We start from the raw sequence: 15,964 nt of genomic DNA, 5'->3' as shown, positions 1-15,964 counted from the left end.
GCCCGAGGAGCTGGACGCCCGGCTGGAGGCCGCGGTCCGGGTGGGCATCGACCTCACCACCGAGCTGCCGCTGCGCGTCCACCTGTACGAGCTCGGGGAGGAGGACCACGTCCTGCTCTTCGTGCTGCACCACATCGCCGGTGACGGCTGGTCGATGCGCCCCCTGGCGACCAACCTCGCGCAGGCGTACGAGGCCCGCTGCCTGGGCCGGGCCCCGGAGTTCGCTCCGCTGCCGGTGCAGAACGCCGACTACGCGCTGTGGCAGCTGGAGGTCATCGGCGACGAGGACGACCCGGAGAGCGTCTACTCCGAGCAGCTCCGGTACTGGCAGGAGAACCTCGCCGGGCTGCCCGAGGAGCTGTCGCTCCCGGTCGACCGGCCGCGTCCGGCCGTGTCGAGCTACCGCGGCACGCCGGTGTACTTCCGGGTCGAACCCGACGTGCACGAGCGGCTGCTGGCGCTGGCCCAGGAGACCGGTGCGAGCCTGTACATGGTGCTGCAGGCCGCGCTGGCCACGATGCTGCACCGGGTCGGGGCGGGTACCGACATCCCGATCGGCAGCGTGATCGCGAACCGCACCGACGAGTCGCTCGACGAGATGGTCGGCTTCCTCACCAACATGCTGGTGCTGCGCACCGACACCTCGGGACGGCCGACCTTCCGTCAGCTGGTCGACCGGGTCCGGGAGACCGACCTCAACGCCTACGACAACCAGGACGTGCCGTTCGAGCGGCTGGTCGAGGCGGTCAACCCGACCCGTTCGCTCGCCCGCCACCCGCTCTTCCAGGTGCTGCTCAACCTGCAGAACCTGCAGGACTACACCACCGAGATGCACGGCCTGGAGCTCGAGTCGTACGTCGTGGACCTCGGTGCGGCCCGGTTCGACCTGGGCTTCGGCTTCTCCGAGGAGTTCGACGCGCAGGGCCGGCCGGCCGGTCTGCAGGGCGACATCCAGTGCAGCACGGACCTCTTCGACCGGGAGACGGCGGAGGGCTTCGCCGAGTACCTGGGCCGGGTGCTGCGGTCCGCCGCCGGCGACCCGGACCAGCCGATCGACACCATCGACATGCTGCCCGCCGAGCAGCGGGACCGGCTCCTGACGGAGTACAACGACACCGCCGCCGAGGTGGCGGCCACGCCGCTGCACGAGCTGTTCGGCGCCCAGGCCGGGCGGACCCCGGACGCCCTCGCGGTGGTCCGCGGCGAGGAGTCGCTGACCTACGCCGAACTCGACGCCGCCGCCAACCGGCTCGCCCGCCTGCTGATCGCGGGCGGCACCGGGCCGGGCTCCCTGGTGGCGATCGCGCTGCCCAGGACGCCGCGGCTGGTCACGGCGCTGCTCGGGGTGCTCAAGGCCGGAGCCGCGTACCTGCCCGTCGATCCCGCCAACCCGGCCGACCGGATCGCCCTCGTGCTCGGCGACGCGTCCCCCGCGCTGGTGCTCAGCGACGAGGCCACCGCCGCGGCCCTGCCGTCCGGCGCCGCCCCCGTCGTCCTGCTGGACCGGCCCGACACCGTGCGGGAGCTGTCGGCCCGCCCGAGCGGCCCCGTCACGGACGCCGAGCGGCTCCGGCCGCTGTCGCCGCGCGACGCGGCGTACGTGATCTACACCTCGGGCTCCACCGGGCGTCCGAAGGGCGTCGTGATCGAGCACCGCTCGGTCAGCGACTACCTGGCGCACACCACCCGGGCGTACGACGCGGCCCGCGGGGTGGCGCTGGTGCACTCGCCGGTGTCCTTCGACCTGACCGTCACCGGCCTCTACACACCCCTGCTGGTCGGCGGCCGGGTCGACCTCGCCTCGCTCACCGACCCCGAGCCGCGCGAGGCCGCGCGGCTGGCCGGGGCCCCGGCGACCTTCCTCAAGGCGACCCCCAGCCACCTGCCCCTGCTCAACGCGCTCCCGGCCGGCTACTCGCCCTCGGGCGAGCTGCTGCTCGGCGGCGAGGCGCTGCTCGGCGCGGTGCTGCGCGAGTGGCGCGAGCGGCACCCCGGTGTGACGGTGCGCAACGTCTACGGCCCGACCGAGGCGACGGTGAACTGCGCCGAGTACCGGATCGCCCCCGGCGAGCCGGTGCCGGACGGCCCGGTGCCGATCGGCCGGCCGCAGCCGAACGCCCGGCTGTACGTGCTGGACGCGGGGCTCCGACCGGTGCCCGAGGGCGTGCCCGGCGACCTCTACCTCGCCGGCGGGGGGCTGGCGCGCGGCTACCTGAACCAGCCCGCGCTGACCGCGGAACGTTTCGTGTCCGACCCCTTCGGGGCGCCCGGCAGCCGGATGTACCGCAGCGGCGACCTCGCCAAGTGGAACCGCTCGGGCGAACTGGTGTACCTCGGCCGCAGCGACGACCAGGTCAAGCTGCGCGGCTTCCGGATCGAACTGGGCGAGATCGAGGTCGCGCTGACCTCCCACCCGTCGGTGCGCACCGCCGCGGTGATCGTCCGCGAGGACCGGCCGGGCGACCAGCGCCTGGTGGGCTACATCGTGCCGACGGACGGAGCGCCCGCGGAGGGAGCACCGACGGACGGAGCACCGACGGAAGGAGCGCCGACCGCCGCCGAGCTGTCCGCGCACCTCGCCGGGCGGCTGCCCGCGTACATGGTCCCGCAGCTGTTCGTCACCGTCGACGCGATCCCCCTGACCGCCCACGGGAAGGCCGACCGGAAGGCCCTTCCGGCCCCCGCCCACCGCCAGGACGCCCAGGCCCCGGCCACCGCGCGCTCGCCGCAGGAGGAGATCCTCCGCCACCTGTTCGGGGACATGCTCGGTGTGCCCGACGTCGGCCCGCACGACGACTTCTTCCAGCTGGGCGGGCACTCCCTGCTCGCCACCAGGCTGGTCAGCCGGATCCGCACCGCCTTCGGCCTGGAGCTGCCGATCCGCGCCGTCTTCGAGGCCCCGACCGTGGCCGGCCTGGCCGCCCGGCTCGGCAGCGCCGGGACGGGCCGCCGGGCGCCGGCACCGATGCCGCGCCCGGAGGAGATCCCGCTGTCCTACGCCCAGCAGCGGCTGTGGTTCCTCAACCGCTTCGACCGGCGCACCGGTTCGGCGTACAACCTGCCGATCGTGCTGCGGTTCACCGGCGACCTCGACCGGGAGGCCCTCACCGCGGCCCTGCACGACCTGCTGGAGCGGCACGAGGTCTTCCGCACCGTCTTCACGGAGTCGAACGGCGTCCCCGTCCAGCGTGTGCTCCCCACCGGCGACACCGGGCTTCGCCTGGAGGTCACCGCGGTCTCCGAAGGGCAGCTCGCCGGGGCGGTGGCCACCGAGATCGGCCGCGGCTTCGACCTCGCCGAGGAGATCCCGGTCCGGCCCCGGCTGTTCCGGGTGGCCGGGGACGTGCACGTCCTCACCCTCACCATGCACCACATCGCCGCCGACGGATGGTCGCTGGCACCGCTGATGGCCGACCTCGCCGCCGCCTACCGGGCCCGCGCCGAGGGCCGCGGGACCGACCGGCCTCAGCTGCCCGTGCAGTACGCCGACTACGCGCTCTGGCAGCGCGAGGTGCTCGGCGACGAGGCCGACGAGGACAGCCAGATCTCCCAGCAGCTGCGCTACTGGCGGCAGACCCTCGCCGGGCTGCCCGAGGACCTCGGCCTGCCGACCGACCGGCCCCGGCCCGCCGTGGCGAGCTACCGGGGCGCGCGGATCGACATCGAGATCCCGGCCGACGTCCACCGGCGGGTCGACGAGCTGGCGCGCACCCGGCAGGCCAGCGTCTACATGGTGCTCCAGGCGGGTCTGGCCGCCCTGCTGTCGCGACTGGGCGGCGGCGAGGACATCCCGATCGGCAGCCTGATCGCCGGACGCACCGACGAGGCGCTCGACGACCTGGTCGGATTCTTCGTCAACACCCTGGTGCTGCGCACCGACGTCTCCGGCGACCCGACCTTCACCGAGCTGCTCGACCGGGTCCGCAGCACCGGTCTGGGCGCGTACGCCCACCAGGACCTGCCGTTCGAGCGGCTGGTGGAGGCGCTCAACCCCAGCCGGTCGATGTCCCGCCACCCGCTGTTCCAGGTGGCCCTCAACCTGCAGAACGCCGACCGGGCCGACTGGGGCATGGGCCGGCTGGCCGGGCTGGAGGTGCGGCCGGAGGGCTTCGACCTGGAGACGGAGAAGTTCGACCTCTCCTTCACCTTCGCCGAGCACCGCACCGAGGACGGCGCGCCGGCGGGGATCACCGGCACGGCGAGCTACGCCGTCGACCTGTTCGACCGGGACCGGGTGGAGACCCTGGTCGCCCGGCTGGTCCGGCTGCTCACCGCCGCGGTGGAGCAGCCCGGGCGACCAGTCGGCGCACTGGAGCTGCTGGACGCCACGGAGCTCGCGGCCGTCCGGGCCGCCGGCACCGGACCGCGCCGGACGGCACCGGCAGAGGACGTCGACGCCCTGCTCGCCCGCCGCGCCGCGGAGGTGCCGGACGCCCTGGCCGTCCGCGCCGGCGACGAGTCGCTGACCTACCGCGAGCTGGACGAACGGGTCACCCGGCTCGCCCGGCACCTGGTCGCGCTGGGCGCGGCGCCCGGCGGGCTGGTCGCCGTCGCGCTGCCGCGCGGCGCCGAGCTGCCGGTGGCGCTGCTGGCGGTGCTCCGGTCCGGCGCGGCCTACCTGCCGCTCGACCCCGGACTCCCGGAGGACCGGCTCGCGTACACCGTCGCCGACGCCCGTCCGACGCTGAGCGTGACCTCCGGCGCCGGACGGGGACTGCCGCTGGGCGGTGCCGTCGTCGTGCTGGACGACGCGCCGACCCGGGCGGTCCTGGCCGAACGGTCGGGCCGGGACTGGACGGACGCCGAGCGGCTCGCTCCGGTGCACCCGGAGCACCCCGCCTACGTCATCCACACCTCCGGCTCCACCGGACGGCCCAAGGGTGTCGTGGTCCCGCGCCGCGGGCTGGCGAACTTCCTGCACGACATGGCCGGGCGCTTCCCGCTGACCACCGGGGACCGGTGGCTGGCGGTCACGACGGTGTCCTTCGACATCGCCGCCCTGGAGCTCTACCTGCCGCTCGCGGCCGGCGCGGCCGTGGTCCTCGCCGACCGGGAGACCGTGCGCGAGCCCTCGGCCCTGCTCGCGCTGGCGGCCGCGGCGGGAGCCACCGTCCTCCAGGCGACCCCGTCGCTGTGGCAGGCGCTGGCCGAGCACGACGCCCCGGCCCTGCGCGGTCTGCGCAAGCTGGTCGGCGGCGAGGCGCTGCCGCCCGAGCTGGCCGGCCGGCTGACCGCCGGGGGCGGCCGGGTGACCAACCTGTACGGGCCCACCGAGACCACGATCTGGTCGACGGCCGCGGAGCTCGGGGCGGGCACCCCGCACATCGGGCACCCGATCACCGACACCGACGTCCACCTCCTGGACGAGCGGCTGCGTCCGGTCCCGCCGGGCGTGCCCGGCGAGCTGTACATCGCCGGGGCCGGCCTGGCCCGGGGCTACCTGGGCCGGCCGGACCTGACGGCGGAGCGCTTCGTCGCCGACCCGTTCGCCGCCGGTACCCGGATGTACCGGACCGGCGACCTGGCCCGCTGGGGCCGGGGGTCGGAGCTGGAGTACCTGGGCCGGGTGGACCACCAGGTCAAGCTGCGCGGTTTCCGGATCGAGCCGGGGGAGATCGAGGCCGTCCTGACGCGGCACGAGGACGTCGCCCGGGCCGTGGTGGTGCTGCGCGAGGACCGGCCGGGCGACCAGCGGCTGGTGGCCTACGCGGTACCGGCCGCCGGACGGCCGGTGGACGCCGCCGCGCTGCGCCGCCGGGCCGCGGCGGAGCTGCCGGACTACATGGTCCCGTCCGTCGTGGTCGGGCTGGACGCCCTGCCGCTGACGCCCAACGGCAAGCTGGACCGCCGGGCGCTGCCCGTGCCGGCCGACAGTGCCGCCGGGGAGGTCGTCGCGCCCCGGTCGCCCCGCGAGGAGATCATGTCCGGCCTGTTCGCCGAGGCCCTGGGGCGGACCGCGGTCTCCGTCGCGGACGGGTTCTTCGACCTCGGCGGCCACTCGCTGATGGCGACCCGCCTGATGAGCCGGATCCGGACCGTGTTCGGGGTGGAGCTCGCGATCCGCACCCTGTTCGAGAACCCGACCGTCGCCGGACTGGTCGGGCAGCTGGACTCGGCCGGGGCGGCCCGCCCCGCCCTGCGCCCGCAGCCGCGCCCCGACGCGGTTCCGCTGTCCTTCGCCCAGCGCCGGATGTGGTTCCTGCACCGGCTGGAGGGCCCGAGCCCGACGTACAACATGCCGTTCGTGGTCCGGCTCTCCGGCCGGCTCGACCTGGACGCGCTGACGGCCGCCCTCCAGGACGTCGTCGGCCGGCACGAGAGCCTGCGCACGGTCTTCCCGGAGATCGACGGCCTGCCCCGGCAGGTGGTGCTCGAGCCCGGCGAGGCGCGGATCGAACCGACCTGCCGACAGGTGACCGGCGACGAGCTGGAGGAGGCGACCGCCGCCGCCGTGCGCCGGACGTTCGACCTGACCACCCGGCCGCCGGTCGCGGCGACCCTGCTCGCGCTGTCCCCGACCGAGCACGTGTTCGTCCTGGTCGTGCACCACATCGCCGGCGACGGCTGGTCGCTGGGCCCGCTGGCCGACGACGTGTCGCGGGCGTACACGGCCAGGCACGCCGGCCGGGCCCCGCAGTGGGAGCCGCTGCCGGTCCAGTACGCCGACTACACGCTGTGGCAGCGGCAGCTGCTCGGCGAGGAGTCCGACCCGGACAGCCTGTTCTCCCGGCAGGTCGCGCACTGGAAGCGGACCCTCGCCGACCTGCCGGACCTGCTGAACCTGCCGACCGACCGGCCGCGCCCCCCGGTGGCCGGCTACCGAGGGGGGCGCCTGCCGATCGCGCTGGGGCCCGAACTGCACGCCGCGGTACGGTCCCTGGCGCAGCGGGAGGGTGCCAGCACCTTCATGGTGCTCCAGGCCGCGGTCGCGGCCCTGCTCGGCAAGCTCGGCGGCGGCCACGACATTCCGCTCGGCAGCCCCATCGCGGGCCGTACCGACGAGGCCCTCGACCAGCTGGTCGGGTTCTTCGTCAACACCCTGGTGCTGCGCAACGACCTGAGCGGCAACCCCTCGTTCGCCGAGCTGGTCGGCCGGGCCCGGGAGACCGCGCTGGCGGCGTACGCCAACCAGGACGTCCCGTTCGACCATCTGGTGGAGGTGCTCCGGCCGGACCGCTCCGCCGGGCACCAGCCGCTGTTCCAGGTGATGCTGGCGCTGCAGAACGCCACCGTCGCGGAGGACGTCGAGCTGCCCGGCCTGACCCTCAGCCCGGAGGACGGCTTCACCGGAGCCTCCCGCTTCGACCTGTTCCTCAGCTTCGCCGAGCAGTTCGGCGGGACCGACGGGGCGCCCGCGGGCATCGACGGCTTCGTCGAGTACAGCGCCGACCTGTTCGACCCCGGGACGGTCACCACCCTGGTGGAGCGGCTGGAGCGGCTGCTGACCGCCGTGACGGCGGACCCGCGGCTGCGGATCGGCTCGATCGACCTGCTCGACCACGAGGAGCGGCAGACCGTCCTGCGGCGGTGGAACGACACCGCGACCGGCTCGGCGCCGGCCGCCGTGACCGCGCGGTTCGCCGCGCAGGCCGCGCGCACACCGGACGCGGTCGCGGTGTCCGCCGACGACCGACGGTTGACGTACCGCGAACTGGACGAGGAGTCCGGCCGGCTGGCGCGCCGGCTGGTGGCGGCGGGCGTCCGGCCCGAGGACCGGGTCGCGCTGTTCCAGGAGCGCTCGGCGGGCCTGGTGGTGTCGATCCTGGCGGTGCTCAGGGCCGGTGCGGCCTACGTGCCGATCGACCCCCGCTACCCGGCCTCCCGCCGCAGCCACATCATGGCCGACAGCCGGGTCTCCGTCCTGCTGACGGACTCCGCCTCGCCGGCGCTGGAGTGCGAGCACGACGCCCGGGTCCTGGTGGTGGACGCCGGGTCGGACCGGTCCGACCCCGGGGAGGCCCCGGACGTCCGGCTGCCCGAGGTCGTGCACCCCGAGCAGCTCGCGTACGTGATGTACACCTCCGGCTCGACGGGCGTGCCGAAGGGCGTGGGGATCACCCATGCCGATGTGACCGCGCTCGCCTCGGACCGGGCGTTCCGCCCGCAGGCGCACCGCCGGGTGCTGATGCACTCCCCGCAGGCGTTCGACGCGTCGACCTACGAGCTGTGGGTGCCGCTGCTGAACGGCGGCCAGGTCGTGCTCGCCCCCCGGGGCGACCTCGACCTGGTGACGCTCGCCCGGGTGGTCGAGGAGAACCGGGTCACCGGTCTGTGGATGACCGCGGGGCTGTTCCGGCTCGCCGCCGAGGAGACCCCGGAGTGCTTCGCGGGCGTCGCCGAGGTGTGGACCGGCGGTGACGTGGTGCCCGCGGAGGCGGTGCGGCGGGTCATGACGGCCTGCCCGGGGCTGGTGGTGGTCGACGGCTACGGCCCGACCGAGACGACCACGTTCGCCACCACCTTCCGGATCGAGGACGCCGGCCGGATCCCGGCCCAGGTCCCGATCGGCCGGCCGCTGGACGACATGCGGGTCTTCGTCCTGGACGAGGCGCTGCAGCCGGTCCCGGCCGGGGTCCCCGGCGAGCTGTACATCGCCGGTGCGGGCCTGGCCCGCGGCTACCTGGGCCGGCCGGGGCTGACCGCCGAACGGTTCGTGGCGGATCCGCACGGCCCGGCGGGCGCCCGGATGTACCGGGTCGGCGACCTGGTGCGCTGGAACGCCGACGGTGCGGTCGAGTTCCTCGGCCGGGCCGACGACCAGGTCAAGATCCGCGGCTTCCGGATCGAGCCCGGCGAGATCGAGGCGGCCCTGGCCGGCCACCCGGACGTCGCCCAGGCGGCCGTCCTGGTGCGCGAGGACCGTCCCGGCGACCGCCAGCTGGTGGCCTACCTGGTGCCGAACGCGACACCGCCGGCGGACTCCCCCGGGACGGCCGGGGACGACGGCACCGCCGACGAGCAGATCGGGCAGTGGCAGGAGCTCTACGCGCAACTGTACGGCGCGGAGCGGCCGGAGGAGTTCGGCGAGGACTTCAGCGGCTGGGCGAGCAGCTACACCGGCGAGGACATCCCGCTGGAGGAGATGCGCGAGTGGCGGGACGCCACGGTCGCCCGGATCCTCGGGCTGCGCCCGCGCCGGGTGCTGGAGATCGGCGTCGGCAGCGGACTGCTGCTGGCGAAGCTCGCCGGCGACTGCGAGGCGTACTGGGGCATCGACTTCTCCCCGGAGGCGATCGCCGTCCTGCGGCAGCAGGTCGAGGCCCGGCCCGAACTGGCGGACAAGGTCCGGCTCGAGATCGGCGCCGCACACGAACTGGACGCCCTGCCCCGGGAGTTCTTCGACACCGTGGTCATCAACTCGGTGGCGCAGTACTTCCCGAGCGCCGCCTACCTGACCGACGTGCTCGACTCGCTGTCGCACCTGCTGGTGCCGGGCGGCGCCGTCTTCCTGGGCGACCAGCGCAACCTGCGCACCCAGCGCGGCTTCCAGACCGCGGTCGGGCTGCTCCACTGGAACGGCCGGCAGACCCCTGCGGAGCTGTCCCGCTCGGTCGAGCAGACGATCATGATGGAGAAGGAACTCCTGGTCGACCCGGAGTACTTCGCGGCGCTGCCCGGCCGGATCCCGGCGTTCGAAGCCGTGGACGTCCGGGTCAAGCGGGGCCTCAGCGACACCGAACTCACCCGCCACCGCTTCGACGTGGTGCTGCGGACGGCCCCGGCCGGAGCACGCCCGCTCGGCGAGCTGCCGCGGCTGCGGTACGGCACGGAGGTCCTGAACCCGGAGGACCTGGAGCGCCGGATCGCGACCGGCGACGGCCTGCCGGTCCGGGTGACCGGGATCCCGGACGCCCGGCTGGCCGGCGAACAGGCCGCCGTACGGGCACTGGCCGACGGACGGCCGGTCGCCGAGGCGCTGTCCGCGCTGAACGCCCCGGAGGAGCGGGGCATCCACCCCGAGGAGCTCCACGAGCTGGCCGGGCGCTGCGGTCGGACGGTCCTCGTCACGTACGCCCCGGGCGCGCCCGGGCGGCTGGACGCGGTGTTCGGCGTCGACGAGGAGACGGTCTCCGAGCTGTACCCGTCGACCGCCCGGCCGGGCTCCGCGACGCACGTCAACAACCCGCTGGGCTCCCGCAGGCTCGGCGAACTGGTCGGCGCGGTCAGGGCGTTCGCCGAACAGCGGCTGCCCGAGTACATGGTGCCGACCGCGTTCGTGGCACTGGAGGCGCTGCCGACGACGGTGAACGGAAAGCTGGACCGCCGCGCGCTGCCGGCGCCCGAGTTCTCCGGCTCGTCGACCGGGCGGCCGCCGCGCACCGAGCTGGAGGCGCGGGTGTGCGCGGTGATGGCCGACGTCCTCGCCCTGCCGGCGGTCGGCATCGACGACAACTTCTTCGACCTGGGCGGCGACAGCATCATGTCGATCCAGCTCGTCAGCCGCGCCCGGCGGGCCGGACTGCTGATCAGCACGCGTGACGTGTTCCAGCACCGGACCGTCGCCGAACTGGCGGCGGTGGCCCGGCCCGCCGACGGCGCGGCGGCCGGCACGGCCGACGAGCCGGAGACCGGCGACGTCCCGCTGCTGCCGATCGTGCACTGGCTGCGGGAGAACGGCGGCCCGGTCGAGGGCTTCCACCAGTCCCGGATCGTGCCGGCCCCGGCCGGGGCCCGCACGGACCTGCTGGAGCGGGCGCTGCAGGCGCTGGTCGACCGGCACGGCGCCCTGCGGATGCGGCTGGACCGCACCGACGGGACGTGGCGGCTGAACATCCCCGAGGCCGGGACGGTCCGCGCGGGCGACCTGCTGCACCGCGTCGACACGGCCGGCCTGGACGACACGGCGCTCGAGGCCGTGATCGTCGAGCACCGCGACGCGGCGATGGCCGCGCTGTCGCCGGACGACGGCGTCATGCTCCGGGCCGTGTGGTTCGACGCCGGACCGGGGCACGGCGGCCGGCTGCTGCTGATGGCGCACCACCTCTGCGTCGACGGCGTCTCGTGGCGGGTGCTCCTGCCCGACCTGTTCGAGGCCTACGAGGCGGCCGAGCAGGGCAGGCCCGTCGCGCTCGAACCGGTCGGCACCTCGCTGCGCGGCTGGGCGACCCGACTGCACGCGCTCGCGGCCGAACGCCGCGGCGAGCTCGGGCTCTGGGAGGCGACGGTGCGGGACCCCGAGCCGCCGCTCGGCCTCCGGCCGCTCGACCCGGCCCGTGACACCGTCGACGCGACCCGCTTCGTCCAGGTCCGGCTGCCCGCCGACCTCAGCACCTCACTGCTGACGGACGTGCCGCGGGCCGTGCACGGCGGCGTCGACGACGTCCTGCTCACCGGCCTGGCCCTGGCCCTCTCCCGGTGGCGCGCCAAGTGGCGCGGCACCGACCGCGACGACCTGCTCGTGGCGGTGGAGAGCCACGGCCGGCACGACGTCCTCGAAGGCGTCGACCTGACCCGGACCGTGGGCTGGCTGACCGCCATGTACCCGGTGCGGATCGACCTCGCCGGCGTGGACACCGCGCAGGCGCTGGCCGGCGGACCGGCCACCGCGCGGGCGGCCAAGGCGGTCAAGGAGCAGCTGCGCCGGATCCCGGACCACGGTCTGGGCTACGGCCTGCTCCGGTACCTGGACCCGGAGGCGTCCGAGCGGCTGGCCGGCGGCGCCGAGCCCCAGCTCGCCTTCAACTACTTCGGCCGCTTCACGGCGCCGGAGGGCGAGCCGGCGCCGGTCGTCACCGAACCGACGTTCGAGGCCGGTCGGTACGACGGCGGCGCGGACGGTCGCCGGCCGTTCGCCCACGCGCTGGAGATCAACGCCCGGACGGACGACTTCGCCGCCGGTTCCTCGCTGAGCTGCATGTGGACCTGGCCGGACGGGCTCTTCACCGACGAGGAGATCCTGGAGCTCTGCGAGGACTGGGTGGCGGCGCTGCGCGCGCTGGCCGACCAGCTGCGGCGCCCCGGCAACGCCGGCCGCACGCCGTCCGACCTGCCGCTGGTCGAACTGACCCAGCGCCAGATCGAGCGACTGGAGAGCGAGCTGCCCGGTCTGACCGACGTACTGCCGCTGACGCCGCTGCAGGAGGGGCTGCTCTTCCACGCCCAGTACGACGAGGGCGAGCAGGACCCGTACACGGTCCAGTTCCTCTGGGCACTGGACGGCCGTGTCGACCGGGACGCCCTGCGGGCCGCGGCGACGGCCCTGCTGCGCCGTCACCCGAACCTCCGGGTGGCCTTCCGGCAGGACGACCTCGCCCGTCCGGTGCAGGTGGTCGTGGCGGACCCGGCACTGCCCTGGTACGAGCACGACCTGCGGGCGCTGGACGGCGAGGACCTGGACCGCGAGGTGGCCCGGATCGTCGACGAGGACCGCACCCGCCGCTTCGACCCGGCCCGTCCACCGCTGGTCCGCTTCACGCTGATCCGGGTGGCCGAGGACGCGTACCGCTTCCTGCTCACCAACCACCACATCCTGCTCGACGGCTGGTCCATGCCGGTGGTCCTCGGTGAACTGGGCGAGCTGTACACGACCGGCGGCGACGACCGGACGCTGCCCGCGCCGGCCGACTACCGCGGCTACCTGACCTGGCTCGCCGGGCAGGACCGCACCGAGGCCGAGCAGGCCTGGCGCACGGCGCTGGCCGGGCTGGAGGAACCCCTCCTGCTCGCGCCGTCGGCGGGACAGCGGGCGGCGGTCGCGCCGCAACGCCGGGTCGTCGAGGTCGACCGGCAGCTCAGCGCGGCGCTCGCCGCACTGGCCCGCCGGCACGGCCTGACCATGGCCACCCTGGTGCAGGGCGCCTGGGCCTCGCTGCTGGGCCGGCTGACCGGGCGGGACGACGTGGTGTTCGGCGCCACCGTGTCCGGCCGGCCGCCGGAGATCGCCGGCATCGAGACCATGGTCGGGCTCTTCATCAACACCCTGCCCGTCCGCGTGCGGCTGGAGCCGGACGAGCCGGTGATCGCCCTGCTCGGGCGGATCCAGCGGCAGCAGTCCGAGCTGACGGAGCACTCGTACCTGCGGCTCTCCGACGTCCAGCGCCTCACCGGGTTCGGCGAACTCTTCGACACCGCGACGGTGTTCGAGAACTACCCGGCACCGCCCCAGGGCCTGCGCGAGGAGCCCGGCGAGGTCGACGTCAGCGACGACCGGACCAGCGACGCCACCCACTACCCGCTGGCGCTGTGCGCCTCGATGCGCGGCCCGTCCCTGCGGCTGCGGGTGGACCACCGGCCCGACGTGTTCGACGAGCGCAGCGTGACCGACCTGGTCGACCAGCTGGTGGAATGGCTGCGCGCCCTGGCCGCGGACCCGGACCGGCCGGTCGGCCTGATCGACCTGCTCGGCGAGGACCGGTTCGACCAGGTGGTCCGGCGGTTCAACGCCACCGGGCGTCCGGTACCGCCGCAGCGGTGGTCCGAGCTCGTCGCCGAGCAGGCGCGGTCGAACCCGGACCGGACCGCCGTGGTCCACGGGGACGAGCGGCTCGACTACGCGGAGCTGGACCGGCGGGCCAACCGGCTCGCCCGGCTGCTGGCCCGGCACGGCGCCGCGGAGCGGTCCCTGGTCGGACTGATGCTGGAGCGCACGCCGGACACGGTCGTCGCGGTCCTCGCGGTCGCCCGGGCCGGGGCCGCCTACCTGCCGGTGGACTCGCGCCACCCGGCCGACCGGCGCGCGTTCGTCCTGGCCGACGCCCGTCCGGCGCTGGTCGTCACCACCTCCGCCACGGCGGGGCTGCTGGCGGAGGTGGGAGCCGACGTACCGACGCTGGTCCTGGACGACCCGGCGCTGCGGGCCGAGTGGGCGGCGCAGCCCGCGACACCCCCCGTCCCGGCCGCCGGAGCGTCCCCGGACGACGCCGCGTACGTCATCTACACCTCGGGCACCACCGGTCGGCCCAAGGGCGTCGTGGTCACCCACCGGGGCATCGGCAACCTGGCCGCCGCCCAGATCGAGCGGTTCGCGATCGACGCCGGGAGCAGGCTCCTGCAGTTCGCGTCACCGAGCTTCGACGCCGCAGTGTCGGAGATCGTGACCAGCCTGGTGGCCGGGGCCACCCTGGTGCTCGCCCCGGCGGACGAACTGCTGCCGGGCCCGACGCTGACCGGGGTGATGGCCCGGCACGGGGTGACCCATGCCACCGTCCCGCCCACGGTGCTGGCGTCGATCCGGCCCGAGGACCTGCCCGGGCTGCGCACCCTGGTGGTCGCCGGCGAGCCCTGCCCGCAGCACCTGGTCGACCTGTGGGCACCGCGGCTGCGCATGATCAACGCGTACGGCCCGACCGAGACGACCGTCTGCGCCACCATGAGCGACCCGCTGTCCACGGCGCCGCTCACCATCGGCCGGCCGATCGCCAACACCGCCGTCTACGTGCTCGACGCACGGCTGCGGCCGGTGCCGACGGGGGTGGCGGGCGAGCTGTACGTGAGCGGACCCGGTCTGGCCCGCGGCTACCTGAACCGCGCCGGCCTGACGGCGGAGCGGTTCGTGCCGAACCCCTTCGGCACGCCGGGCAGCCGGATGTACCGCACCGGTGACCTGGTCAGCTGGACCCACGACGGCCGGCTCGGCTACCTCGGCCGGGCCGACCAGCAGCTCAAGCTCCGCGGCTTCCGGATCGAGCCGGGCGAGATCGAGTCGGTGCTCCTCGACCACCCGGACGTGGCCCAGGCGGCCGTCGTCCTGCGGGAGACGAACCGGGGAGGCCGCCGGCTGGTGGCCTACGTGGTGCCCCGCGAGGGCACCGGGACCGACCCGATGGTGCTGCGCAAGCACGTCTCGGGGCAGTTGCCCGACTACATGGTGCCGGCCGCGTTCGTGCCGCTCGCGGCGCTGCCGGTCAACGCGAACGGCAAGCTCGACCGTCCGGCGCTGCCCGCGCCGGACGACGGGGGCAGCCTGCACCGGGGAGCGCCCCGGACGCCGCGCGAGGAGGTGCTGTGCGGTCTGTTCGCGGAGGCCCTCGAGGTCGGCCGGGTCGGGGTCGGGGACAGCTTCTTCGATCTCGGCGGCGACTCGCTGACCGCGGCGGCCCTGGTCAACCGGGTCAACCACACCTTCGGCACCAGGCTGAGCATCGTGGCGCTGTTCGAGAGTCCGACCGTCGGTGGCCTCGCCGAACTGCTCACCACCGGCGAGGAGGGCGATCCGATGGACGTGCTGCTCCCGCTGCGGAGCACCGGCACGGCCGAGCCGGTCTTCTGCCTGCCGCCCGCCGGCGGCCTGAGCTGGAGCTACGCGGGCCTGCTGCGCCACATCGACCCGGAGCACCCGGTCTACGCGCTGCAGGCGCGCGGCCTGGCCCGGGACGAGGCACTGCCGGAGTCGCTGAGCGCGATGGCGGAGGACTTCCTGGAGCAGATCCGGGCGATCCAGCCGCACGGCCCCTACCACCTGGCCGGCTGGTCGCTCGGCGGCCTCCTCGGCCACCTGATCGCCACCCGGCTGCAGGAGGCCGGGGAGGAGGTCGCGACGCTGGCCGTCCTCGACGCCTATCCGGTGATCAACCGGCACGAGGTGGTCGAGGAACGGCCGGAGGACGTCCTCCGGCAGCTGCTGGCCCACCTGGGCCACGACCTCACCGAGCTGGGCGAGGAGCCGCTGGACTTCGCCCGGGCCAGCAGCCTGTTCGACGGCGGCGACAGCGCCGTCGCCGGCCTGGAGGAGCGGCACATCGAGGCGCTCGCCCGGGTGGGCACCAACATCGCGCGGATCACCCAGGACTTCGCGCTGGACCGGTTCCGCGGCGACCTGCTCCTGTTCGTCGCCACGGTGGGCAAGGAGGGATCCGAGAACACACCGGCCCTGTGGGAGCCGTACGTCGAGGGCAGGGTGGTCGGCCACGACCTCGCCCACACCCACAGCGACCTGACGACGGCCGCCGCCTGGGCGGAGATCGGTCCGCTGATCGCGCAGTCCCTGCGGGACGCCCGCAGGACCCGGACCGCCGACGGGCAGTAG

General features: G+C 74.9%; 1 protein-coding gene (running past one end of the window). It reads left to right on the top strand.

The window, feature by feature from the left end:
* Positions 1-15,964: the 3' portion of a non-ribosomal peptide synthase/polyketide synthase gene (locus ACIPYS_RS27165; protein ID WP_400750644.1), read on the top strand. 6,470 nt of this gene lie to the left of the window's left edge; the window shows 15,964 of its 22,434 coding nt (coding positions 6,471-22,434); its start codon lies off the left edge, out of view; its stop codon occupies positions 15,962-15,964.

The sequence above is a fragment of the Kitasatospora sp. NPDC089913 genome, from assembly GCF_044748625.1.
Lineage (GTDB): Bacteria > Actinomycetota > Actinomycetes > Streptomycetales > Streptomycetaceae > Kitasatospora.
This window is presented reverse-complemented; position numbering and strand designations above follow the sequence as displayed.